At 60.4% G+C, this 24,622-nt stretch carries 24 protein-coding genes; 4 read left to right on the top strand and 20 right to left on the bottom strand.

Annotated elements, in window-relative coordinates:
• Window positions 1-19: 19 nt before the first annotated feature.
• The 6 genes from E0502_RS14970 to E0502_RS14945 are packed head-to-tail and all read right to left on the bottom strand — an operon-like array spanning window position 20 to window position 4,152.
• Window positions 20-898, bottom strand: coding sequence for a DsbC family protein (locus E0502_RS14970; protein ID WP_137678732.1), 879 nt, complete (start codon window positions 896-898; stop codon window positions 20-22).
• Complete coding sequence (locus tag E0502_RS14965) at window positions 895-2,178, bottom strand: TraB/VirB10 family protein (RefSeq protein WP_137678731.1); 1,284 nt, start codon at window positions 2,176-2,178, stop codon at window positions 895-897. Before E0502_RS14965 ends, E0502_RS14970 begins: the two co-directional genes overlap by 4 nt.
• The gene (locus tag E0502_RS14960; RefSeq protein ID WP_137678730.1) at window positions 2,178-2,933 is read right to left on the bottom strand and encodes a type-F conjugative transfer system secretin TraK; all 756 of its coding nucleotides are present in this window, start codon (window positions 2,931-2,933) and stop codon (window positions 2,178-2,180) included. Before E0502_RS14960 ends, E0502_RS14965 begins: the two co-directional genes overlap by 1 nt.
• Complete coding sequence (locus E0502_RS14955; protein ID WP_010412621.1) at window positions 2,930-3,499, bottom strand: type IV conjugative transfer system protein TraE; 570 nt, start codon at window positions 3,497-3,499, stop codon at window positions 2,930-2,932. The genes E0502_RS14960 and E0502_RS14955 overlap by 4 nt, the downstream gene beginning before the upstream one ends.
• A 12-nt stretch (window positions 3,500-3,511) precedes the next feature.
• A complete protein-coding gene (gene traL / locus E0502_RS14950) occupies window positions 3,512-3,799 on the bottom strand; it encodes a type IV conjugative transfer system protein TraL (RefSeq protein WP_137678729.1) in 288 nt (95 codons plus the stop codon).
• Window positions 3,800-3,825: 26 nt separating this feature from the next.
• Window positions 3,826-4,152 carry a hypothetical protein gene (locus E0502_RS14945; RefSeq protein WP_137678728.1) on the bottom strand — a complete coding sequence of 109 codons (327 nt, stop codon included), beginning with the start codon at window positions 4,150-4,152 and terminating at the stop codon, window positions 3,826-3,828.
• A gap of 363 nt (window positions 4,153-4,515) precedes the next feature.
• Here E0502_RS14945 and E0502_RS14940 point away from each other — a divergent pair, with 363 nt between their 5' ends.
• A complete protein-coding gene (locus tag E0502_RS14940; protein WP_137678727.1) occupies window positions 4,516-4,977 on the top strand; it encodes a hypothetical protein in 462 nt (153 codons plus the stop codon).
• A gap of 1 nt (window position 4,978) precedes the next feature.
• Window positions 4,979-5,245, top strand: coding sequence for an AlpA family transcriptional regulator (locus E0502_RS14935; RefSeq protein ID WP_137678726.1), 267 nt, complete (start codon window positions 4,979-4,981; stop codon window positions 5,243-5,245).
• Window positions 5,246-5,291: 46 nt separating this feature from the next.
• Here E0502_RS14935 and E0502_RS14930 read toward each other — a convergent pair whose 3' ends face one another.
• Window positions 5,292-5,678, bottom strand: coding sequence for a MerR family transcriptional regulator (locus E0502_RS14930; RefSeq protein WP_137678725.1), 387 nt, complete (start codon window positions 5,676-5,678; stop codon window positions 5,292-5,294).
• An 82-nt stretch (window positions 5,679-5,760) separates the two neighbouring features.
• On the opposite strand from E0502_RS14930, the gene E0502_RS14925 reads away from it, so the two are divergent.
• Both E0502_RS14925 and E0502_RS14920 read left to right on the top strand, forming a co-directional pair.
• Window positions 5,761-6,123, top strand: coding sequence for a DUF3703 domain-containing protein (locus E0502_RS14925; protein ID WP_137678724.1), 363 nt, complete (start codon window positions 5,761-5,763; stop codon window positions 6,121-6,123).
• A gap of 8 nt (window positions 6,124-6,131) precedes the next feature.
• Entirely contained in the window at window positions 6,132-6,776 is a 645-nt protein-coding gene (locus E0502_RS14920; RefSeq protein WP_010412648.1) for a class I SAM-dependent methyltransferase, read from the top strand.
• A gap of 98 nt (window positions 6,777-6,874) precedes the next feature.
• Here the strand turns inward: E0502_RS14920 and E0502_RS14915 are convergent, their stop codons facing one another.
• From E0502_RS14915 to E0502_RS14855, 13 genes are all read right to left on the bottom strand, one after another.
• Entirely contained in the window at window positions 6,875-7,531 is a 657-nt protein-coding gene (locus E0502_RS14915) for a peroxiredoxin (RefSeq protein ID WP_010412650.1), read from the bottom strand.
• Between the two features lie 194 nt (window positions 7,532-7,725).
• Window positions 7,726-9,834, bottom strand: coding sequence for a TonB-dependent receptor family protein (locus E0502_RS14910; protein ID WP_240049147.1), 2,109 nt, complete (start codon window positions 9,832-9,834; stop codon window positions 7,726-7,728).
• 327 nt (window positions 9,835-10,161) lie between these two features.
• Entirely contained in the window at window positions 10,162-11,115 is a 954-nt protein-coding gene (locus tag E0502_RS14905) for a cation diffusion facilitator family transporter (protein WP_090479115.1), read from the bottom strand.
• On the bottom strand, window positions 11,115-11,921 hold the full coding sequence (locus E0502_RS14900) for a hypothetical protein (protein WP_240049146.1): 807 nt from the start codon (window positions 11,919-11,921) through the stop codon (window positions 11,115-11,117). Before E0502_RS14900 ends, E0502_RS14905 begins: the two co-directional genes overlap by 1 nt.
• 56 nt (window positions 11,922-11,977) lie before the next feature.
• Window positions 11,978-12,607 (bottom strand): cation efflux transmembrane domain-containing protein, encoded by a 630-nt coding sequence (locus E0502_RS14895; RefSeq protein ID WP_090479109.1) that lies wholly within the window; start codon window positions 12,605-12,607, stop codon window positions 11,978-11,980.
• Window positions 12,604-15,099 (bottom strand): heavy metal translocating P-type ATPase, encoded by a 2,496-nt coding sequence (locus tag E0502_RS14890; RefSeq protein WP_137678722.1) that lies wholly within the window; start codon window positions 15,097-15,099, stop codon window positions 12,604-12,606. Before E0502_RS14890 ends, E0502_RS14895 begins: the two co-directional genes overlap by 4 nt.
• Before the next feature lie 116 nt (window positions 15,100-15,215).
• Window positions 15,216-15,641, bottom strand: coding sequence for a hypothetical protein (locus E0502_RS15360; RefSeq protein WP_225982092.1), 426 nt, complete (start codon window positions 15,639-15,641; stop codon window positions 15,216-15,218).
• A gap of 13 nt (window positions 15,642-15,654) precedes the next feature.
• Window positions 15,655-18,918, bottom strand: a complete 3,264-nt coding sequence (locus E0502_RS14880; RefSeq protein WP_137678839.1) for an efflux RND transporter permease subunit — start codon at window positions 18,916-18,918, stop codon at window positions 15,655-15,657.
• A gap of 37 nt (window positions 18,919-18,955) precedes the next feature.
• On the bottom strand, window positions 18,956-20,104 hold the full coding sequence (locus E0502_RS14875) for an efflux RND transporter periplasmic adaptor subunit (RefSeq protein ID WP_011413836.1): 1,149 nt from the start codon (window positions 20,102-20,104) through the stop codon (window positions 18,956-18,958).
• Between the two features lie 11 nt (window positions 20,105-20,115).
• The gene (locus E0502_RS14870; RefSeq protein ID WP_240049145.1) at window positions 20,116-21,303 is read right to left on the bottom strand and encodes a TolC family protein; all 1,188 of its coding nucleotides are present in this window, start codon (window positions 21,301-21,303) and stop codon (window positions 20,116-20,118) included.
• 130 nt (window positions 21,304-21,433) lie between these two features.
• On the bottom strand, window positions 21,434-21,778 hold the full coding sequence (locus E0502_RS14865; protein ID WP_137678721.1) for a hypothetical protein: 345 nt from the start codon (window positions 21,776-21,778) through the stop codon (window positions 21,434-21,436).
• Between the two features lie 159 nt (window positions 21,779-21,937).
• Window positions 21,938-23,869, bottom strand: a complete 1,932-nt coding sequence (locus tag E0502_RS14860) for a cytochrome c/FTR1 family iron permease (RefSeq protein WP_094063313.1) — start codon at window positions 23,867-23,869, stop codon at window positions 21,938-21,940.
• Window positions 23,866-24,507: a cation efflux transmembrane domain-containing protein gene (locus tag E0502_RS14855; protein WP_011413839.1), complete on the bottom strand. Its 642-nt coding sequence runs from the start codon at window positions 24,505-24,507 to the stop codon at window positions 23,866-23,868. Before E0502_RS14855 ends, E0502_RS14860 begins: the two co-directional genes overlap by 4 nt.
• Window positions 24,508-24,622: the final 115 nt, after the last annotated feature.

Genomic DNA, 24,622 nt, shown 5'->3' with positions numbered 1-24,622 from the left:
ACACGGGTCGCACCGCCGCTCATTGCTTCGATCCGGTCTTGGCATTGGCAAAGGCGCGCAGTGTCTTTGCATCACGGTAGCCGTGCAGCACCGCACCGTCGCGCGCCCGGACGATTACCGGGGTTCCGGCAAAGCCGTTGGCCTGTGCAAAGGCTTCGTTGGCATCGAGCGCAGCTGACTTTTTGCAGGTTGCGCGCGGTTCGAGGTGCTTGCCGGTGTATGCGGCATGGAGCGCCTCGACCGGGTCGGCGGCGCACAGCACCGCCTCGGACAAGCGGCGGCTCGACGCGCCGAAGATCGAGATCGGCCGTTCCTCGACAAGAACGCCTGCCTTTTCGAGTTCGCCGGTGAGCCGCTTGCAGTAGCCGCACTGGAAATCCGAGAAGACAACCAGCTTCAGCCCCTTGGGATTGCCCCACAGGATCGCGCCTTCCTTGGGAAGGGCTTTAAGATCGACATGCGTCGCGACCTGCCTGTCGCGGGTTTCGGCAACGTCATGGCGCCCTCCAGTGTCCTCGCCGGCGTGGCGGGCTGCGCCGGCGGCGAGCAGGTCGGGGTTGAGTTCGAGCAGGCGCGCGGCAGTCACGTCGCGCCGCTCCTCCATGTCGTAGAGCCGCCCGACGAAGAGGTAGCGTGCCGCTTCGTCGATGTAGAATAGCGTCTCTCCCGAGACGACCTCGCACCATGGCGCGAATGTCGTGCAATCGAGCGCGTCGATCGGCGTTCTGGGCAGACGAAGCTTGAGCGCTTCAACCACATCTCGCGTGATCGCGGCCTGCGCGGGCATGGCGGTTACGATCGCGACGCCGCTTGTGAGGAGGGCTGCTGCGCTGGCGGCAGCGAGCGATATGTGCGCGGCGCGCGCCTTGAGGCCGGGCCGCTGGTTCGAATAGTTCATTGCGGTGTGCTCCTGACATGGACGCCGTCGAGAAAGACGATCTCGACTGCGATGCCGGTCGGCATCTCGACGACGGGTTGGTACTGTTCTGCGCGTTCGATGAGGTATTTGGCTGTAGTGTCGGCGGCTTCGCCCGCGCCCTGGCCGAGGCCGCCTGCGAGGATGTCGGTCGGCGAAAGCGCCTCGCGCCTGCCGTCGCTGCCGACAGGCTGCGCAAAGATGCCGTTGGCATTGGCCGAGAAGCCGCGCCCGAACCCGCCGACGATCCCGGCAAGCAGCGCCTGGCTGACAAGGCTGCCTTCGCGGCTGACGACATTGCCGCGCACGCCCGACTTGCCGGCAAAGGCGATGAACCCCTTGACCTCGCTCACCGCGAAGCGTCCGCCCGGTTGCGCGCAGGTCATGCGCACGAGCTTGACGTAAACCTTCTCGGCCGAGAGATCGCCGCGTGCCGCGCCGTTGACGAGGCAGCCGGTGAGATCGGTGGTGAGCAGCTTGTCGCCTTGCAGCACCGAGCGCGCCGGCCCGGTGATGCGCAGCACCACGGGCAGCGGATCGCTCTGACTGGTCACGCCCGTCGAGGCGTCGACCCCGACGATTACGGTGGCAGGTGCATAGCTGTTGGGCGGGAGATAATCGCGGCTTGCCTCGAGCAGCAGCGGCGGCGTGCTTTCGGTTGCCTTCGCTTTGGCTGCGCCCGGCTTTTCGGATGAGAAGCTCAGCAGGCTCGCCTTGGGTTCGCTGGGTGGCTCGAGCGGTCCGGGAGCGAAACCCGGAGTCCGCGGTTCTCCTGCGTCAACTGGCGTGACCGGGGGATTGGCGCGGACGGTTTCGAGTTCCGAGCGCAAGGCGGCGTTCTCCGCCGAGATCGCATCGATCGCAGCTTGCCCGTCGCTCAGCATCCGCGCGTTCTCGCCCCGCAGCGTTTCGAGCTCCTGCTCGATCGAGGCCTTGGGAAGCTGGCTTTCCTGCAGGTCTTTGATCGCGCGGCCCTGCGCATCGAGGCGGTTGCCGTAAGTGGCGACGAATTCGCGCTGCGAGAGATTGCGATTGACCAGCGCGCCGGTCTCGATCGTGGTCGCGCCCACGCCGTCGGCGCTCGCTTCATCCTCGCCGCCGAAGATGAACATCGAACCGGCGATGAGCGCCACGCCGCCGATCCCGGCAAGCAGCAGCTTCTGGCGCTGCGCGACCGTGCGGTTGAGGTTGCGCCGGGCTTCGCCGCGCGTCTCGTCCTTTGGCGCTGGCGCGGGCGTATCGCGTGTGTCGGGATCGGCCATTACTCGAGCCCTCCCTTGGTAAAGACAAGGAAGGCCTGAGTGCTCTCGCCAGGCTGAAGGCTGTCGCGGCCATAGGCAAAGGCCAGCGCCCCGGCCGGCGCCTCGCGCTCACCGGCAAGGTCGACGGGCGCCGAGCCAAGATTGCGTAGAGTAAAGGCTTGGCCGATCAGTTCGGCGCCTTCGTATTCCGCGACCTGCTGCACTTCGAGGCTGTCGGTGTGGCGTGGTCGCGAAAGTTCGGCACGGGCGCGGAAGCCCGGCAGGACCCCATCGCTGGCCATCGCTTCGATCAGCCGGATCGCGGCCTCGTCGCGCGTCACTGCTGCGCCTTCCCATTCACTCGCCTGGGATTTGGCGAGCGCGGGATTGGTGACGAAGAGCTGGCTCGCTTCCTCGCCTTCGACGCGGCAGGTGAACTTGTAGACATAGCCCGCGCTGCTCGTCGCGAAGAAGCTGACCCTGGCGCTCGCATATTGCAGCGGCACCGAGACATAGATGTCGCCGCGCACCGGCTCGTGGGTCACCTCGAAATCGTTGTAGGGAAAACCGCTCGCCATCTTCGAGACATTGGCGAAACCGTCCTCGATGAGGGCGATACGGGTCAGCGCGCCGCGCGCGAGCACGCAGTCGATCGCGGCGCCATCAGCGGCCTCGACGAACTGGTCGGCATGTGCCGGTGAAGCGTAGGCGGCCGTGGCGATTGCCAGCGCAACGCTGGTCAGCGCGGCGGGGAAGGGGCGGGATAGGAGTGTCATGGGTTCTCCTCCTCGTTTTCGGTTGGGAGCTGGCGGAAGCCGGTGAGGCCGAGACTGAGGCCGCGGCGGTTCCAGCTGAATTCGAAGCTGCGCTCTTGGCTTGCGATCACCTGCGCACCGACGAAGGTCTTGAGCGTGCCGGTGACGACAGCGGTGAGCGCCTGCGCGTCGACCTCCATCCGCGAGATGACGAAGGCCTGGCTGATGTCCGAACCGCGCTGCTCGTCGACGATCTTGACGAGCTCGGCCTTGAGGCTCCCGTGCGCTGACGGATCTGCCACCTTGAGGACCTGTTCCATCCAGTAGTCGAGGCTCTCGGGTGCGCGATTGAGCAGCATGAGCGCGGTGTCGCGGGTTACGAGTTCGAGGTAGTGCGCATCGGTACCGCCGCTCCCGAGCGTCAGGCGCTCGGTCGTGACAGGCACCAAAATGACGCTTTCCTCGCGCGTCGCCGCCGCGCCGACCGCCAGCAGGCTGGTAAGGCCCAGCACGGCTGACAGCGCGGCGAAGCGGTTGCGCTGTTTGAGGTGACGCTGCGCTTCCTCATAGGCGAATTCGTGTTTCACTTGGGTCCTCCCTCAGCCTGCGAGCAGGCGGCAGTGGGAGGGCGGCGTGGCTTTCAGCCCGAGGAAGCTCCCCGGCAGATACCAGTAGGCAGCATGGACCAGTTTCGACCCTGCGCCTGATGCCTTCGCCTTTCGAAGGGCGAACCAGGTCATGACCGATAGGCCGGTGCCGATGATGATGTGCTGCGAAAGGATGCCCCACGCGAACGGGACGAGCAGCCCCGCAAACTCGTCGATGGTCCAGAAGCCGATGACCTCCGGGTCGTCGAGCCGCCGTGGAACGAGGTATCTGTCGGCCATGCCGCCCTCCCGTCGTTAGACCGCGATCAAATGGTTGCGGTCACGACCGAGGTGACGATCGGCACGCCTGTGCCGACGCCAATTCCGACACCGACCGGGACCGCGACCTGCCCAAGGGCGAAGCGGCCCGAGGCGAGCGCGATCAAACCGCCGGCAAGGCTGAGGACGGTGATGATCTTGCCGCCCGAACCTTCGAGGAAGTCAGTGAACTTCTGCAGCGCCGGATCAAAGGTCGTGTCGGCACCGGCATAGGCGGCACCGGCGCAGGCGAGCGCAATCGCGGCCGGAAGAATATAGTCGCGGGCACGAATGCCTTTGACGGATTGGCGGGGAAGGGTGATTGCCTTGGTCATCGAGGAACTCCGTTTCGAACATTGGCAGCGATGCGTTCGCTGTATGTTCTTTCCTCGATTGGAAGGCGGGGTGTAGGAAAACGGAAACTGCCGCACGCGGCATTCCGACCAAGAGAAATCGTCGATTCTGGGCAATCTGACCAGGCTTTGCGCGACCGGTGCAGACATTGCGGCCAAGAATACCGATCATTGCGCCACCCATACCGAAGTCTGAGATCGAGGGACCGGAATCTGCGCGAATCAAATCGTGTGACGATGAGCCAGTTTCCTACGTGTTCCTTATTTGTTCTTTTTCCTTTCCTACAGTTTGACGCGTCGCCTAGCCTGTTGGTGATTCGCTGAAGATCACCGGAAGCAGGAACAATGGCGCGAAACACAAACGACAAATGGGAAGAACTATCGCGAGGAGTCGCCGCTTTCCTCGACCATGCCGTGGACGAAAGTGGCAAGTCCCGGCGGACGATTGCCGCACAGACGAATATCAACAAGGACGCGCTCCGACGCATCCTCGCCGGGACAAGGTCAGCCACACTGCCAGAGGCGCTGGCCATCCTTGACGCGAGCGGACACGCGCCGCGCACCTCCCTGATGCTGGCACTCGCGGGGTACTCGCGGCGTAGCAAGGATTGGCAGAATAGCGGCGTGCTGGAATTTCTTGAAACCTTCATAAGCGAGTTGCCGTCTGCTTTGGATCAAGCGCTGGGCGAAAGGCTGCTCGATGTGAGACCGCGCTGGGCAAAGGGGACCGCGCACCGCACCGCCGGTCTCCTGTCGGATCACCTCGCGCAACTGGAGCGGCAGGATGAACAAAGCTTCGCTCTCTGAAATGACGACTGGTCTCGAAACGGACGCGGAAGCCGTTCCTGTCGAGCCACCGCCAGACCGGCTCATTCGTCTTCCCGAGGTCATGGCGCGCGTGGGCCTGCGCCGAACGGCAATCTATCAGCGGATGCGCGAAGGCCGTTTTCCAAAGTCGCGTTCGCTCGGTCCCCGTTGCACGGTATGGGTCGAAGCCGAGATCGATGACTGGATCGGTTCTGTTGTCGAACGCACCGACGAGATATGTCAGAACACGCCCCGAATTTCGAGATGATCATGGTTTGCGTCCCGTCACCGCTCGAATAAACGCGCGCTTCCCGCTAGCCGGCAAGCACTTCGATTATCCGGCATTCGCCAACCGCTCCGTGCTGGCAGTCGTCGACCATGTGGCGCAGTTCGGTTCGCAGTTTTCGCAAGTCACCAAGCTTCCGATCCACTTCGCGTAGGTGGAGGCTGGCAATAGAGTCCACGGCTTCGCACGATTGCGATGGATCATCCGACAAAGAAAGCAATTGGCGCACCTCCGCCATGGTGAAGCCAAGGTCGCGTGCGCGGCGGATAAACCGCAATCTGGCCAATTCGGTCGGGCCATAGTCCCGGTAGTTGCCGGCGGTCCGTGGTGGTTCCTCCAGCAATCCGGTCCGTTCGTAGTAGCGGATCGTTTCGGCGGTCGTGCCGGTCTTCCGCGCCAGGGCACCAATCTTCATGGAGTTCTCGCAATGCTTGACCTTGTAGCCACTACAAGGTGCATAAGGCGATTCGAAGATGCAAGCAGAACGGTGAAATCCTGTGGCGAAGAAGGACATTGTCGAACTTATCGAAGCTGAGCGGCGCGTTTTCCGTGCCGCCAGGCAGTCTGGTAACCGGGCTTTGGCGTGGACCGCGCTCGAGCGGGAACACATTCTGGGCCAAGGCTTCTTCGGGCCGCATCTTCGCTCGCATATGGCGATGCTGGGCTATGCGGTTGAAACCCGCGATGGCCGGGAAATTCTGGGGCAGGTCATGCGTCTTGCGCTCGCCCCTCCTGGCAATCTCACCGGACGGCTCCCCTGGGGGAATACCGGACGCGCAAACGTGAGCGCATTCGCGCCAATGCCTTACCCGGACGACCTCGCGGAGATCCTTACGATCTCTTCGGACGAGGCTCGTTAGCACGCGCCATGGCAATTCTATCCAATGAACAGGTTGAACGCCTCTACGACAAGAACGCGGGAATCTATGACCGATTGGTGTCGGGGTTTCGGTGGGCCGGTCTTGGTCGTTGGCGACGCGATCTGGTTAACCGGCTTGAACTCAAGGCCGGTGACCATGTGATCGATCTATGTGCTGTCACCGGCGCAAACCTCGCGTTTCTGCTTGAGAGAGTAGGACCAAGCGGCAAGGTGACGCTGGTCGACCTTTCGCAAGGCATGCTCGACCAAGCCCGTCGACGAGCGAAGCGCCTGCGAGCTAGCAATGTCGAATTTGTGCAGTCAGACGTAGCCGCCTTCCGCTTTCCGAGCGAGACCAGCGCAGTCATCAGCACCTTTCGACTGGAAATGCCACCTGACTACGCCGCGATCATCGAGCGCGCCTCAGCTGCTCTCCCGACGGGTGGCCGGATGGCCCTGCTTGGCCTGAAGCACCCCGAGCGCTGGCCGCGATGGCTGATTGAAATCGGAATATTCGCTACGAAACCGTTCGGCGTCTCGCGCGAATACGAAGAATTCCGCCCGTGGCTACCAGCCCGCCGAGAGCTGAACGAACTCCATTTCCGCGAGTTTCTGGCAGGATGCGCTTACGAATTCGTCGGTGCCAAATCGTAATGCGGCAGAAGCCGCAGTTGCGTGACTGCTTTTGTCTAGCTTCATGCGGGTTCCCCTGTTGAGTTCGAGCCCAAATACACCACATCCGCTTGCGCTGGTCAGTCGATTTTAACCGTGCGCAGATAGGGGCGCAGCGTTGTGAAACCTTGCGGGAAGCGCGCTTTCGCTTCTTTATCGGAAACAGACGGTGGAATGATGACGTCATCCCCACTCTGCCAATTGACCGGGGTTGCCACGCCTTTACTTTCGGTGAGCTGGACTGAATCGAGCAATCGGAGCACTTCTTCGAAATTGCGTCCGCTGCTCATCGGATAGAGTAGCATCGCACGGATTTTTTTGTCCGGGCCAACGATATAGACGGCGCGAACGGTAGCATTGTCGGCTGCGGTTCTTTGCTCCGCACTGCCAGTCTCCTCGGCGGGCAACATATTGTAGAGTTTGGCCACCTTCAGGTCGCTGTCGCCGACCACCGGGTAATCGACTTTATTGCCGCTGACCGCCTCGATATCGGGTAGCCAGTCGCGATTGTCTTGGCTGCTGTCGACCGACAGGCCGAGAATCTTGGTGTCGCGTTTGGCAAATTCCTCGCCGAGACCGGCCATGTAACCCAGCTCGGTCGTACAAACCGGGGTAAATGCCTTTGGATGAGAAAACAGGATAGCCCAATTGTCGCCCATCCAATCATGGAAGGTGATGGTGCCTTGGGTCGTTTCCGCTGTGAAATCGGGAGCTGTCGAGCCAATGGAGAGGGTCATGTCAAAACTCCTATTTATTCTGGGGGAGGTGTCCGCCGTCCTCATATTTTGGCGGGTGTGTGGCCTGCGGCACGTCGAATGTCGACGCAATCGATTGCGTGAGTCTCGACCTCACCTGCATTTAGTGGGGCGGAAATGCTCACTGGCGCTCCCGCCTCCTACAAGATTGCGCGATCATCGGCCGGCGTAGATACTCAGAAGCGCACGCTAGCGCCTGCTACGAAGCGCCGGGGAGCCCCCGGTCTCAAACCCGAAGGCCGACGCGCTACAGCATAAGCATTGTCGAACAGATTATCCACTCTGGCACACAAAGAGAGACCTTCCGTCAGCGCAAACCGGCCGGCGAGATCAAAGACAATCCTTTCGTCAATACGCTCATCGGGCGAAATATCCCCGCTACCTGCTTCGGTGCGTACTTGCGATGTGTAATTGGCGCTCACGAGCAAGGATGCCGGTCCAAATGCGAGCCCCGTTTCGGCATAGAATTGGTGGCGAGCGATGTAGGGGAGTGCGTCGCCCTGGGACACGGAACCGAAGAACGCACTCTCGAAACTGCTTTCGAATTGCGCGTCGGTGAGCGTGTAAACCACCGAGAAGGGAATTGAAATTTCCCTACCCACTTGATGCTCCGTCGAAGCTGCCAGCTCCAACCCCTTTACGGAGACGGCCCCAGCATTGAACTGGTCGCCAATATCCCCGACGCTACACCCCACGGATTGTGTGCAGTTTCCGAGCAGATTGGAATAGTCGGAATAAAACGCAATCGCGGAAGCTTGAATGGCGCCATTCCGAAAACGCCCACCAAATTCATAGTTCCAGCTTTTCTCGGCTCGTGCCTCCGGATTTCCGGGCCCGGGGGGAGAAAAACCGCGCGAAGCGCCTGCAATCAACAGCACGTCTCCCAGTGCATAGGTTGCACCGAGTGCGGGAAGCCATTCGTCAACGTTGGTCTTGCGTATGCGCGCAGGTCCATCGAGACGAGCGGGGTCGGCTCGATCATAGTCCAGTCGAGTAAGGTCGATGCCTTCGTACCGAATGCCGGGTGTCAGAGTAAGCCCGCCGATCTCGATCCGGTTCTCCAGATAGAAAGCGATCGCCTTCGCCTTCGCCTCGCGATTGGCTTGAGCGCCCGGAGCCGTCTGCCGGACGAAAACGAGATCTCCATCCGTTTGCGTATAGAATTCCTCATTCTGCAACCGGTCTTCTTCATCCTCGTGATACCGGAGCGACGCAGCCAGGTTGTGCCTGACCTCGCCGGTCTCGAAAGGTCTTTCGAACGAAAGCTGGACGCCTTCGCTCCGATAGACGCGGTTGTTGTTGCGAATGCGAAGGGCACCTTCAGCGCACTCTGCGCCTCGCAGGATTGCGAGGCCTCTCTCGTTTGAGGAGGGAGCATCGAAAACGGGTTGGATGGCATCAAAGCTGCCATCACCATCGAAATCGATGTCCTGTAGCTTCGACCAACTTCGTGTGAAATCGTTGCGATATAGGGTAACCGCGAACTGCGTGTCGTCGGGCAACCGGAGGGTGCCGGTGAGCCGATATTGATCGTGCTCGCCCGTGAAAACGTCGCGTTGGCTGGCCGAATAGCGCCGGTACGGATCGCTCGCGAAATCCGCGTCGGCGAGGCCCAAATAGGTTTCGTTCGCCTCAAGTTCTGATCGACCATAGGCGAACTCGAGGCGCGCATCGACCGGCGAATCTGGGCTGGTGTGGACGGCGAAGCGGGCGCGATAGTCCTGACGTTGAAAACCGGTCTCAGCGCCGGGAAGCCCATCTATCGTCTTGAACCCGTCACTGCCTTGCTGATAGCTTTCCACCAGCGCCCCGAAATTGCCGGCGCTAGCGCCAATCCAGCCATGACCTTGATAATAGCCGCGAGAACCAAGCTGTCCGGAGGCTTCGCCAGCAAGGCTCTCGGTCGGTATCGGAGTCGATCGGAAATTGATGGCCCCGCCGATCGTGCGAGGACCATAGCGTACCGAGCCCGCGCCCTTGATCACTTCGACTGCATCCATTCGACCGATCGCAGGGAAGTAATACGCGGCCGGAGCGGCGTAGGGGGCAGGGGCAATAAGAACGCCATCTTCCATCAAGGTGATGTTGCTCGACCGTTCGACCGGCGCGCCGCGCAAGCCAATATTCGGGAATAGCCCGAAACTGTCCTCTTCCTGAATGTTGACCCCCGGCACCTGGCGCAGGACACGGTTGACGTCACCATGCTCGAATTCGCTCAGTTCCTCGCCATCGATTAGGTCCGCCGCACCGGCCACTTCATACGCATCGATGCGACCGCCAATCACGATAATCGATTCGCTTGGGTTTGCTATCCCGTCCTGCGATTGCCGCTCATCGGTCGGGTCTTTTTCATTGGCGTAAGCAGGGGCGGCCAGTGCAATTGCTATGAGCGAGGCGGTAGCGCGATACCTGTGAAGAATCCTTTCGAGACATTTACCAGCCTACTACTGCTATTGAGACGTATTCGCAATAGCAGTAGTAGGCTTTTATGCCCATATCGGGTTAGGGCGGCTCGCGGTGCATCGGTTCCGGACTGCAATACCGTCCGTGACCGGCGCGCGATGAGGGCTCAGGGTCTGCGAACGGCCGGGCAGGAACAGGCCAGCGAAAGCTTAATCACCGGCCGTGTCTTTCCCGTTGTTGGGTGCCGGGTGGGCAGGGATCAGCGCATCATCGCAGTCCGTAGCGAGGCAGGGCTCGAAAGTGGCATGTGCGATGCCGAAATCCTTTTCCAGCATCGCCCGCGCGCGTCGCTTGACTCCCTCGAATGCTGTTTGGGAGTAATCAACAAGAGTGAGATGGGCTTCGAGCGCCCGGTGATGTTCTCCCAGATTCCAGACATGGACGTGGTGAATATCCTGCACGCCGCCAAGCGCGCGCAGGTTTTCAACCATCTGATCAAATTCCACCTCGTCCGGCACTGCTCCCATCAGCAGACGAACGGTTCGCGGTAGGAGCGTCGCGCCCTGCCAGATGACATAGGCCGCGATGATGAGAGTGATGATGAGATCGGCGACGACGAGATCGTATAGAATGATTAGCACTCCGGCGACGATCACACCGATCGAGGCCAGCGCGTCCGAAACATTATGCAGGAAGGCAGCCTTCATGTTAATGCTGTCATGCGCGCCGCGATAGACAATGAATGCGGTGACGAGATCGATGACAAGTGCGATCCCGGCAACCCAGATCACGGTCCAGCCTTCGACCGGCTGCGGCGCGGCGAAACGGTTGATCGCCTCAACGATCAGATAGAATCCGATGATCAGCAAGGTCGTCAGATTGATGAGCGCGGCGACGACTTCTCCCTGGGCGTAGCCGAAGGTCATCAGCTTGTCCGCCGGCCGCCGGCCTATGCGCCGCGCAAACCATGCAAGACCAAGAGAGGCCGCATCGCTGAAGTTGTGCAATGCATCCGCGATAAGCGCCAGTGACCCCGAAAGGATGCCGCCGACGATCTGGGCAAGGGTCAGGAGGACATTGATCGCGACCGCGAGGATCAGCTGACGATCGCTAAGGTTTTCCTCGCCGTGACTGTGGCCAGTATGATCGTGCGAGTGCGCCATCACTTCTCTCCGCTATTTACGATTTCGTTGCCGGCGGTATCCGGATGCTGAAGGATCGCATCGGAATTATCGATTGCTCCGATCGCGGCGTTAAATCCGACTGCAATCATTCCGAACATCGCAAGCCCGGAGATGAAGGCCGCGAGTGCTGCCAAATTCAAACCTCCCAGTCTGCCCGGGATTTGCAGCAAAAAATGAACCGACCAGATAAGAAAGTATCCTGCGAGTAGAATTGCCAACCGCGCGTCGGTTGTTTCGCTCATGCCGTGGAGAAGCCAAAACCCGGCTACCGCTGCGGCAACAAAGGCGAGTGACAGAAAAACATGGATCGCCAGACGATCCATGCGTTTCATCGCGCTGTCGCGAAATCCGGCTGTTGTCTTTCGCCCCACCAGGAAAAAGGTGATTCCAACCCCTAGTGTTGCTGCGAAACCGGCGAAGACAGACACGGCTGCTGCTGCACCCAGAGCGATGCCACCAAACCCCAGCGCAATACCGCCTTGAAGCGCAATGGTCATCTTCGGCCCGCGTCTTCCCACGGCGTCGGACAGGGTTCCAACTGAGTCGCGATGCGAAGCCCAGCCTCCGATCAGCACCGCCAGAAGATAGAGAGTCCCGCCAGCGGGGAGCAGGGCTGCGTCTATGAAGTCACCCCTTGCTTGTCCAACTGCAGGACCGGTCAAAACAAGCGCAAGTGCGGCAAGGGCGCCAGAGTGGACGGCCGCCGCGAACCCATTTTCGTTCGGGGTAGGCCCGTGCTTTTCTTCCCAGACAACGCCAGCACCCAGGCCGAGGCTTGCCAGCATCGCCAAGGTCAGGATCGCCGACAAATCCTCAGTTACAAATATCTCGTGGACGAGGCTCATTCCCGTGTTTCGCCATGAACCGTTCCCGCTTCGTCGTGCTTGTCACTGTGCGCGTCGCGCAGGATATCGATCCCGCCGTAAAGAGCTATGCCAGCCACAGCGATGCCGACCACAAGGTCCGGCCAGTTCGCGCCTGTGATCATAACGATGACGCCAGCGATGATAATCCCGCCGTTCGAAATGAAGTCATTGAAGCTGAATGTGGTGGCGGCCCGCATGTTGACGTCCTTGTTCTGCATCTTTTGCAACAGGCGAAGGCAATAGAGGTTCACTATGCCCGCGACGGCAGCCATCGCGATCATCAGGATGCCACCCGGCTCAGAACCTTCAACAAACCGCCTGACGGCATCAGCAATCACTCCGCCGGCAAAGATCAAAAGCATGACGCCAGAAAAGCGCGCTGCGCCTCGCTTCCAGGAGCGCGGTCGACTCAGCGCAAGGAGACTGAGAGCGTAGACAAGCGCGTCCGACGAATTGTCGAGTCCGTTGGCCAGCAGCGCATTCGAGTCGCCAAAGTAGCCCATGACGAAAAACCCGACCGCAATCGCAACGTTAAGCCATAAGACGATCCATAATGTGCGGCGCTTGTCAGACGTATCCAGATTGAAGTTATCATCGCCGCTCATGCTTGCGTCTCCATTATCGCCTTTGCACCGCTCTTCTCTTTATACGCCAGAAGCCGGAGCGCGTTGGCGACCACGATCAATGTCGAACCTTCATGAACCGCGACAGCGGGGCCTATCCCGAGACCGAAAATAGTCGCCGGAATAAGCACAGCGACAATTCCGAGACTGACGATCATGTTCTGCCGGATGATCGAGCGGGTCTGCCGGCTCAGATCGACGGCGAAAGGCAGCCGGGCAAGATCATCAGCCATAAGGGCGACATCGGCTGTTTCCAATGCAACGTCCGAGCCTGCAGCGCCCATTGCTATCCCGACAGTGGCATTCGCCATGGCAGGAGCATCGTTAACCCCGTCTCCGACCATCGCAACCTTGTCCTGACCGGCAAGCTTGCGGATGGCCTCGACCTTGTCGTCGGGCATGAGATTACCCCAGGCCTCATCGAGGCCGACATCCTTTCCAACCGCATCGGCCACTCTTTGATCGTCGCCCGAGATCATGATCATTCGGGTGATCCCGAGGCCGCGCAGCGCTTCGAGCGTCGCCTTTGCTGCCGCCCGCGGCGTGTCGAGCAAACCGATCGCTCCAAGATCGCGCGTTTCCGAACGAACGCCCATTGTTGTCCGCCCACGCTCGCGCATGGCCTCGATTTCTCCCGACAGGCCCTCACTGAGCGAAGGAACGCCGTCTTGGCCAAACATTTCGAGCTTGCCGATCCACACCCGCTCCCCGCCAACAATTGCGGTGATGCCCTTGCCTGTGAAGCTTTCAAGATCGCGCGCTTTGGGTAGTGTCTCATCGCCGATCTGCTCGCGGCCATCCTTGACGATCGCCTGTGCCAGAGGATGATCGCTCAGGCTTTCGGCGGCGGACGCAATCGCAAGCAACTCTCGTTCCGCTACGCCGGGCGCTGCCACAACATCGGTAATCCGGGGCTCACCTTTTGTAAGCGTACCCGTCTTGTCGAACGCGATGGCCTTTAGCGCACCAAGATCTTCGAGCGGCGCTCCGCCTTTTACCAGAATACCGCTGCGTGCTGCTCTGGCTACTCCGGACAAGACCGCGCTCGGGGTGGCGATCGCCAAAGCGCAGGGGCTGGCAGCCACAAGCACCGCCATCGCCCGGTAAAAACTGTCGCGGAACGGCTCGTCGATGACAACCCAGGCGAAAAGGAGCAGGCCGGCCAGAGCGAGCACGGCGGGCACAAAAATTCGCTCAAAGCGCTGCGTGAAACGCTGGGTAGGAGATTGCTGAGCCTCGGCTTCGCTCACCATTTGGACGACCTTGGCGAGCGTCGTATCGCTCGATCGCCGGGTCACTTCCACTTCGAGCGCGCCCGATCCGTTGATCGTCCCTGCAAAGACGCGATTGTCATCCGCAAGATTGTCAGGATTGGCGCGCGCAGAAGCGATATTCGAAACCGCGCTCTTGTCGACCGGCACGCTTTCACCGGTCACCGGAGCCTGATTGATGGCACTGACGCCGTCCAGGATGAAACCATCGGCCGGAAGGCGTTCATTCGGACGCACTATGACCACGTCGCCAATCGCAAGCTTCTCGACCGGAACCTCAACGACGTCAGTTCCGCGCTTTACTCGTGCCGTTTCCGGCGCGAGCTCGGCGAGCGCCTCGATCGCCCTCTTGGCGCGGCCCATCGCGTAGTGTTCGAGCGCGTGGCCGAAACTGAACAGGAACAGCAGAAGCGCGCCTTCGGCCCATTCCCCAAGAAAGGCGGCGCCCGCAGCAGCGACAAGCATGAGGCTGTCGATTTCGAACCGGCGGAGGCGCAGATTGTCCCACGCCTCTCGGACGGTAAAGAATCCGCCAAAGAAATACGCTGCGAGATAGCACGCGAATGGCAGCCATCCGGGATGCCCAGACCATAGTTTCTCAATCCCGAACCCGGTCGCGAGAAATGCGCCCGAGGCGAGCGAGAAATAGAGTTCGGTGTTCGCGCCGAAGATTCCGCCATGACTGTGTCCGGCATGATCTTCATCATCGTGACTATGGTCTTTGGAAGAGTGCTCGGCGTTCCTGACGACATCGCCCGCCAGAACCGACACGCCGAGGTTCTTGAGCTCGCCCGCAATCCTAGGCTCATCGGTTAGCTGACGGTCGTATTCGGCGATGAACCTCCCGCTCGCATCAGCATTTGCTTCGAGGATACCGGGTTTGCTCGCCAGCAGGTCCGCGACCGTTTGGGCACGGCGGGTGGAATTGATGCCATCGGCTTGCCAGACAACGTGTCCGTAGCGTTCGGAGATTTCCGCTCCGGCCACATGGGCCAACTCCTTGATGCGGGCGACAGTCAGGCGATCGGCATCGTATGATATCGCTAGTCGGGCGGATGCATCTTTCTCGCCGGGCAATATCGTGACCTCGTGCACGCCGATCCGCGAGCTGAGCAAAGACTGCAAGCGCGCGATGCAATGATCGGTTTCGCTCGGGATGTCGGGAAGGAGCGGTGAGACTTCGAGTTCGATGGTTCGCGTCATTGCCTATTGCTTCCCATTGGAAATTGACCGCTCCCGGTGCCGCAGACCCGTAAGCTTGCAGGTTCGCGAAACCCGAATAGGGACTAGCGAAGCCCGCATATTGCGTAACGAAAGCGTCAATGTGCGTCCTGACCTGCCGGCACTTTCAGCGAATTCGCTGGACAGCGGTGAAACGTGCGCGTGACACCGCGATAATTGCGGGTTGTCAGTTTTTCGGCGGTGCGCTCTTCGATGGTAAGATGACGAACCCGCATCGGCCGTTCATGACCTTCAAATGGCATGTGCGCGTGGGTGTAAGCGATGGCATCGCCCTCGTCTCGCCAAATTCCGACGGCGGCGGGGCCACCGTCCGGAAGCTGCACTTCGGCATAATAGCCATCTGCGAAAAACACCCAGGCCGGTCCGCTATCACAAGACCGCGTTTCACCAAGGCTCCAGACACCGGCGATCGGAACAAGCGTGCTCTGATCCTGCGCCGATGCTGGAACACTTGAAAGTATCAGGGCGCCGGCAAGAGTCACACTGAGCTGGCTACTAATCATTGATGCTCTCCATTCACGTAACCTCTTGCAGCTCTTGCCGTTCCTCGGGAGTGACGTTGCGGCGCAGGCGGTCCCACCAGCGTTGACGCCACGTCCGGTCATCCTTTCTGGTGGCGAAGACGAGCTTCAGGATCGCGGGAAGGACGAACAAGGTGAGCGCAGTGGCGGTGATCAGACCGCCAATGACCACCGTTGCCAGAGGCCGTTGAACCTCCGCTCCAGTGCCGGTCGCGATCGCCATGGGGACAAACCCGAGCGACGCGACCAGAGCCGTCATCAATACTGGACGCAAGCGCGCCAGTCCGCCTTCCACGATGGCCTCATCGAGCGCCATCCCCTTGTCCAGACGCTGGCGTATTGCAGTCACCATCACGAGACCGTTGAGGGTCGCCACGCCCGAGAGGGCGATGAACCCGACTGCCGCCGAAACCGAAAACGGCATTCCGCGCAGAGCCAGCGAGAAGATGCCGCCAGCGAGGGCGAGCGGGATCGCGCTGAAAACAGCCAGAGCGGGAACCCAGCCTCCGACTGCCATATAGAGCAACAGGAGAATAACCGCGAAAGCGATCGGGATAACGATCTGCAACCGTTCCTGCGCAGCCTGAAGGTTCTGGTACTGGCCGCCCCACTCGATGAAGGCTGCAGCGGGCAATTCGACCTGCGCCTCGACATTCGCCCTCGCTTCCTCAACGAAGGAGCCAAGATCGCGCTCGCGCACGTTGGAGGAAACGATCACCAGCCTGCGTCCCTGTTCACGGCGGACTTCGGCAAGGCCATCCACAACCCGGAATTCGGCGACCGAGCGCAGCGGTATGGTCGCTCCGTTCGGAAGCAGCACCGGCAATGCACCAAGCTGATCGAAATCATCGCGTGTCGCATCCGAAAGCCGAACGACGACCTCGAACCTTCGATCGCCTTCAAAGACCAGCCCGGCAGGCCGCCCGCCCAAAGCAATTGCGACGGATTGAGCGACGTCTTCGACCTTCAGCCCATATCGAGCGATCGTTGGACGATCGAAGGCAATATCAAGCGTTGGGAAACCGGTGACCTGCTGGACTTTAACATCCGCAGCTCCCTCGACCTCGCGCAAAATCCCGGCGACCTCGTTCGCTGCCGAGGTCATGGCGGTCAGGTCGTCGCCGTAGATCTTGACCGCGACATCGCCGCGCACGCCAGCGATCAGTTCGTTGAAGCGAAGTTCGATTGGTTGGCTGAACTCATAGAGATTGCCAACCAGGCCTCCCAGAGCACTCTCCATTTCTGCCACCAGATCATCTTTCGAAAGATCCGGGTCAGGCCATTCATCGCGCGGCTTCAGGATCACATACGCATCGGAGGCGTTGGGCGGCATCGGGTCGCTGGCCACTTCCGCAGTACCGGTACGTGAGAATACCAGCTGCACTTGCGGAAATTCCTCCAATCGATCTTCTACTCGCCGCTGCATCGCCAGAGACCGCTCGAGAGATGTGGAAGGGATTCGCAATGATTGCACCGCGATATCGCGCTCGTCGAGCTGCGGTGTAAACTCGCTGCCAAGGAAACTGAACACCAGAGCAGCAACGGCAAAAATGCCGGCACCGGCCCCGATCACCGGCCAAGGGCGGGCGATGGCTTTGCGGACAAGAGGCCCATAGCGTTCCTTGGCGATCCGGATCGGTTTGACTTCCTTCTCCGTCAGTTTTTTGTTCAGCAGGATCGCGATCATCGCCGGGACGAAAGTCAGCGAGAGTACGAATGCCGACGCGAGCGCCAGCATGACCGTGATGGCCATCGGCGAGAACGTCTTGCCCTCGACTCCGGTGAAGGTCAGCAACGGTGCGAACACCAGAAGGATAATCGCCTGACCATAGACAGTCGGCTTGATCATCTCCTGCGCGGCAAGCCGCGTTTCCGTCAGCCGTTCGCCAAGTGTCAGGAGCCGGCCCTCATGCTCCTGTCTGGCCGCAAGACGTGCCACACTATTCTCGACGATAATCACGGCCCCATCGACGATCAGACCGAAGTCAAGCGCGCCCAGACTCATCAGATTGCCTGACACTCCGAGCCGGTTCATGCCGATCGATGCCATCAGCATCGAAAAAGGGATAACCAGAGCGGCGATAATTGCGGCCCGTATGTTGCCGAGCAAAAGGAACAGGATGGCTATGACCAGCAGCGCACCCTCGACGAGATTCTTCTCGACGGTCGCGATCGTTGCATCGACGAGAGACGAACGATTGTAGACGATTTCGGCTACCACACCTTGTGGCAGGGAGGCGCGGACTTCGTCAAGCCTCTCAGCGGCCTGGGCTGAAACAGTGCGGCTGTTTTCTCCTGCCCGCATGAGGACGGTACCAACCACAGCCTCGTCGCCATTCAGCGATGCAGCCCCGGTTCTGAGATCACCGCCAATGCTGACCGTTGCGACATCTCCCACGCGAATGGGAACGCCTCCACGTGTAGATATGACTGCTTGCTCGATGTCCTGGACACTGCCGAGCCGTGCATCGACACGAGCCAGCAGGGCTTCTCCTGATCGCTCGACGAAATTCGCGCCTTCGGCAAGGTTGGCGGCTTCCAGCGCATCGATCACCTCATCGAATGAAAGCCCGTAGCCTGTCATGCGAGCAGGATCGGGCTGTACGAGATATTGCTTTCGGAAACCCCCGATGGAATCGACACCGGCGACGCCATCGACCGACCGCATGAGTGGAGCGACCACCCAGTCCTGAATGGTACGCAGATAAGCAGCCTTAGCGACATCGCTATCCAGCCTGTCACCGCGTTCGGTAACGAAGCTTCCGTCGGACTGCCAACCGACCGCATTGCCCTTCGGTGCTTCCTTGCCCCCCGGATGCTCGAACTCGATCGTATACATGAGCACTTCGCCCAGACCGGTCGAGATAGGTCCCATTACCGGTTCTGCTCCTTCGGGCAGCGAAGCGGTGATCGGCGTCAGGCGCTCATTGACCTGCTGCCGCGCGAAATAGATGTCAGTACCTTCTTCGAAGATTGCAGTAACCTGGCTGAACCCGTTGCGCGAAATCGAACGGGTCATTTCCAGACCATCGATCCCGGCGAGACCGGTTTCCACCGGATAGGTTACCTGCGTTTCGACCTGGGAGGGGGAAAGGGCGGGCGCTTCGGTATTGATCTGCACCTGAACGTTCGTAATGTCGGGTACGGCGTCAATGGGAAGCCGAAGAAGGTTCATCACGCCATAGATGGCGACACCGATCGTCAAAACGACCATGGCCCAGCGAAAACGCACGGCCATGTCGAGGATCATGCCGATCAGGCCGTGGCGGTGCGAGTGCTCCGTTTCCTGCATGCGATCAGTGTCCATGTTCGGCTTCCTCTTTTTCGAGTTCGGCTTTGAGCAGGAAGGCATTCTCGGTTGCGATCCGCCAGTTCGCTTCGAGACCGGATTCGATCACCACGCGGCCTGCGGAACGTGCGCCGGTCACCACCGGACGGGTCTGGAAGCCGCGGCGCGTGCGCACGAAAACCACTTCCTGGCCGTCGAGTGACTGCACCGCGCTTTCGGGCACCGACATGCGGCCCGTGTCGACCTCGCCCGAAGGTCGGATGCGCGCTTGCAGGAAGGCACCTGGTTGAAGACCGGGGATGGACCGCGTGAGCGAAAGGACTGCCGTCGCGCTGCGGCTCTCAGGATCGAGCGATGGCGTGACGGAGCGGACCCGCGCTCCGATCTCGCGGTTTTCTGCAAGTTCCAGCGTGGCTTCATCGCCTGGCTGAATACGGCTCGCTTCTGCAGAGGGGAGCGCGACTTCGATCTGCATCGCATTAGGATTCACGATTTGGTAGAGTTCCTCTCCCGCATCGACAAACGAACCAAGGACAATAGGCGCCGCCGTTACCCGTCCTGCAAGAGGGCTGGTAACCGCCAAAGACCGACCGTCGCCACTCACGCCCGCTGCCGCAACCGCTGCCTGCGCGCGGGACAGTTCTGACTGGGCGACCTGGAGATTGGCGCGCACCGCTTCGAGATCCTGCCGCGCCGTAACATTGGCTTCGAAAAGCCGGCGTTCGCGCTCATAGGCGGCTGACAATTCGTTGACGCGCGCGCGCGCCGCGCTCAATTGCGATGCCAAAGCTGCCGCTTCCGCACTTTCGATACGCGCAATGGTTTCACCCTGCCGGACGTAATCACCCAGCGTTTTTTGAACGCTCCGCACCACGCCCGCCGCTCGCGCATCGATCCGCGCGCTGCCTGTGGGGCTAGCGGCGATTGTGGCTGGGAACACTAGCTCTACCGCCGAGCCCTCACCAACGGTCTCGACCATGATTTCGGAGCTTCGAATCTGCTCTTCGCCGAGTAGGACCAGTCCTTCCGGGAGATCGCTTTCTTCGGTTTCCTCTTCGCTGTGCGGTTCTGCGCCGTTGTCCGGCCACAGCATTACAGCAGCCGCAAAAACAAGAATGATCAGGCCGATCAGTACGGCCAAACGCTTACGGTTCATGGGTATTTTCCTCATTGGGCGCCAAGCCAGATCAACTGCGCCGCCAGGCGACCGCGATCTTCCTGGGCTTGGATCAAGGCTTCTCGGATTGCATCGCGGGCTTCGGCCGCAGCCAGAACCTCGATCAGCGGGAACCTGCCGTTGCGATACCCAATCCGGACGAGGCGCAAGGCTTCTTCCGCTTGAGGCAGGGAGGTTTGGGACAGAGTCTCTACACGAGCCTCGGCGGCGAGAAAGCGGCCGCGCGCCTGGGTTACTTCGAGTTCGAAATCCGCGCGGGCGACAGCCTCGCGTGCGGAGGCCGCGCGGAAGCGGGCCTCGGCAGCGGCGATGTTACCCTGATTGCGATTGCGGAAAGGAAGGGGAATCGAGACGCCCACTAGGAAGGCCTGATCCCTGCTTTCCTCGAACCGCCTGACACCGGCGGAGATGGCCGGATCGGGAACACCCAAAGAGCGCTCCCTGTCGATCGCAGCGTCCGCCGCCTCGCGTTCGGCACGCGCGACTTGGAGACGCAAAGCAGAAGGCGATGCAAGAAGCATCGCAGGAGGTTCGATCCCGGGAAACGCCGATGGCACGTCCGGGGGAGGGGACGTTTCACCCCAGAGCGCCACCAACGCGCTCCGCGCCGCTATCTCTGAAGCTCGCGCGGCTTCAAACTCCGCCTCGGCTTCAGCAAGGGCCGCTTCTGCACGAAGCGAGCGCAGCGGCGGCTCGCGGCCAACTTCGACAAGCAGGCCAGCTATACGCGCGAGTTCGCGATTGCGTTCGACTACGTCGCGGGCAAGTTCCAGTCGCGCAGCTGAAGCGACCGCCTCGATGTAGCGTTCGCGCACCATGCGACTCAGCTCAGCGACCGACAATTCTCCAGAAAGCATTGCCACGCGCGCCTCGGCCTCGGCCGAGCGAATGCGTGCGCCCCGCTTGCCGCCTAGCTCGAGGCGCTGACTCAAAGACAGCGTATATTCGGTTGCTTGCAGCCCTGAAAAGGCACCGCTTCCTGCGATGTTCTCCGCTTCAAAGGCAAGCTCAGGATTTGGCCGAAGCCGTGCCTGATCGATAAGCGCGCGTGCCGCGTCCGTTTCGGCCTGCGGCCCGATCAAACGCGGATTGTCTGATTGCACCTGCGCGCTTTCGTCCACACCCGCACGCGCGAGAGCTTCGTCGAGCGTCAACACCGCGCGTTCTTGTGCACGCACCGCACCGGGCAGTACTGCGAGGCTCAGCCCTGCAAAAAGGGCGCCTCGCCAAATAATGGCAAACATGAATTGATTTTTCCTCTACTGACATGCCGAATGCGCGCCGACATTGCGGCGGCAATACTGGACGTCAGATTCGAGGAGGGGGCGTCAAAATCGCTTGCTGGACTGCAGTCAGGCCGACGGGTTCGAAGAAATGCTGTGCACCGGATGAACGCTCACCGGCCCCGATATCCGCATTGCCTGCAAATTGGACTCCATGATGGCAATGGCCGTGGGCGCAGATGCCATGCTGCTCATTCGGGCTGTCCGGCAAGTCTTGACCAGTCTCGCTACTTGCAGCTTCGACACTTGTAAGTTCGCCAATTTCAGGCCCGCATACCGCCGCGTCCACGCTTACGCTGAACACCAGGCCGAAGAGAATCAGCATGGCGAAAAACGGCTTCAAGGCAAGAAGGGGCATACGGAGGGTCATGACACTTTGGCCCCGCTAGCAGGACCAATCACATGGCACAAGTCGATATTCTCTTCGAATTCCGAAGCCGTCGCGCAGCTCAATGCATAAGAACGAACAAATGCGCTATTCATGTACCGACCTGGGTCGACACAAACGCCGTAATAGAAAGATATAATATCACACTGCATCGCGTGACCGGTCATTGTTTGATGCTCGGGTGTGATTAATCCAGAAACCAAGTAAAAGTACGGATGCCATTGCAAGTTGAGCGCCAATCACTTGGAACGTCGGATAAACTCCAAGCATACTTAGTCGCGGACCGCCGGCTATCGGCGCAATTCCGATCACACCCGCTTCCTGCAAGCCCGCGATCCCTTTGCCAATCAGGACAATCGCAAGCAGGGCGATGAGCACCGAACTGTAGGCAAAGAACTTTCCGATCGGCAGCGTCCGGCTGTAGCGCAGCAGCAGCCAGGCGATGACGACAAGGAGCAAACCGGCCGTGGCAGCGCCCGCCAGCAGATAGCCCGTACTTCCCTGAGCGGACAGCGCAGCGTAAAAGAGGATGGTTTCGAAGACCTCTCTATAGACGACAAGGAATACGATCCCGAACAGGAACCAGAGCGATCCGCGCGAAAGCGCCTTGCCAAGCTTGTCGCGGATATAGCGCTGCCAATTGTCTGCCTGTGATTTTCCGTGCATCCAGACGCCAACCGACAGAAGGACCAGCGCTGCAATCAGCGAACCGAATGCCTCGATCGATTCCCGGCCGGCACCGCTGATGTCGAGAAGATAGGTCGCCGCAAGCCAAGTAAGCGCGCCTGCCACCAGCGCACCGGTCCACCCGCCATGAACAAATCGCAATGCCCGATCCTGTCCCGCCTTCCTCACGAAAGCGATCATGGCGATCACGATCAGCAATGCCTCCAGACCCTCGCGGAGGAGGATCGCGAAAGATGCCACGAAGGTTGACCAGCCCGTCGCAGATTCCGGCGCAAGGACATTTTCAGCCTGTACGAGCAAACCCTCGATGGCCCGGATCCGTTCGCTTATCGCAGAGGTCGGCAGATCTGCGTCGATGGCTGCACGCAAGTCCATCATCCCGCTCTCGATACGCACCAGAAGATCCGGATTGCGTGTCGCCAATATCGGTTCGACGGGTTCGAACCCGTCCAAATATGCCGACAGTGCGAGCTCCTTGGCCCGGGAAATATTCCCGTTCGCGTGGGCGCGTTCAGCTTCTGCGAGCCGGGTACGTGTGATGCCAAGAGGCCCCGCTGCATCGGCGATCGCCGACGGGTTGGCCCGAAGATAGGCCATGAGCGCGTCCGCGCGCACTTGCCCGATCTCTCCTGCCAGTTCGTCCGGCGTGATCTTCGTGAGAGCGGCAAGATCGGGAAAGCGTTTGCGTAGTTCGGAATCTGACTTCCATAGACGCGCCCCTTCGTCGACCGCCTCAAAGGCGACGGATCCCGAATAGAAGGCCAGGGCCCAACGATCGTCGGAGGAGAGCTGCGAGAAACCGGGCATGGCGGTGCCATCGATCCCTTGGTCGATAACCTGATAGAGACCCATAATGCTGCGCTGACGCGCGCGATCGACGTCGGTAAATGCGATCGGCGGTGGATCAAGGCCCGCAGACGCCGGCCCGCGACCGTTTCCTGACACCCCGTGGCAACTGGCACAAGTCTCCTGGTACAGCAGTCTTCCGCGCTCAAGATCGGGCGCCCTCGAAGGCGAGAGCGTGATCGGATAGATGGCTAGGAGATCCGCAGCGAGCTTTCTGGCTGCCGTGGCAACTTGATCAACGGGGGCCATCGAGAGGATATCGGCTTCAAGTTGCTTCGCGTTTGCCTCTAGCCGAACGCGACCGGGGCGTTCAGGCAATTCCGCAATACCCGATCGTACCGTACCGGCGAATTCGACCATTTCCTCATATTCGACTTCGTTGACGACTTCGCCGTCCTCGACGGCAGCTGCATAATCTACCGCCATGTAATCGAGCAGGCGCCAGATCGTGTTGGGTTCTGCCGCCAACGCTTGCGCGCTGCCGAACGACAACAGAAGGGCCAGGCAAATGCCGGACAGGCGCGCCAAATATTTCATCATGCAATCTGCTGCGTTTTCATATCGCTGCGCGCATGGCGGATAATTTCGAGAGCCGAATGGAGGAACAAAAACGCAATCGCAGCGGCCACGATGATATCAGGCCATGCGCTTCCCAACCAATAAACCAAACCGGCTGCGACGATGACCGCGACATTGGCCAGGGCATCGTTGCGTGAAAATAGCCATATCGCGCGCGCTTGAGCATCGCCTCCTTTGCGAAAGCGAGCGAGCACAAAAACGGCGGCAAGGTTGATAAGCAGGGCGACAAAACCCACCCAGCCCATGATGCCGGCTTCCGGCTGCACCATATCGAACATGCGCCAGATCGCCGCGCCGATCACACTCACACCAAGCGCCGCCAGAAACAAACCTTGCGCGAGCGCCACCCGAGCACGCGTCGATGCCGTCCATCCGAGCGCAAGCAGTCCGATGAAGGTGATCGAGCCATCGCCAAGGAAATCCAGCGCGTCGGCTTTGAGCGCCTGGCTCGCGGCTAAAAACCCGGCGGCCAGCTCGATCATGCCGAAACCGACATTGAGGATAATCACGATCCAAAGCGCGCGGCGGTATTGCGGATCGTCAACCGCCCTCTCGGGGTCGCCGGTGCAACCACAGTCTTCCGAATCATCTAAACTCATGATTTTTGAGCTTTACAATCTCCAGTTACTGGAGGATCAAGGACTTTCTGCGCACCTTTCGCAGAAAGTCTGACGGCCGATGTGCGATTGCGTCGCGGAGACACACACCCTGCGA

Origin of the sequence: Parerythrobacter lutipelagi, from assembly GCF_005434975.1 — a bacterium.
GTDB classification, from domain to species: domain Bacteria; phylum Pseudomonadota; class Alphaproteobacteria; order Sphingomonadales; family Sphingomonadaceae; genus Parerythrobacter_A; species Parerythrobacter_A lutipelagi.
The sequence above is the reverse complement of the archived record's forward strand: the minus strand, read 5'-3'. Positions and strand labels throughout refer to the sequence as shown.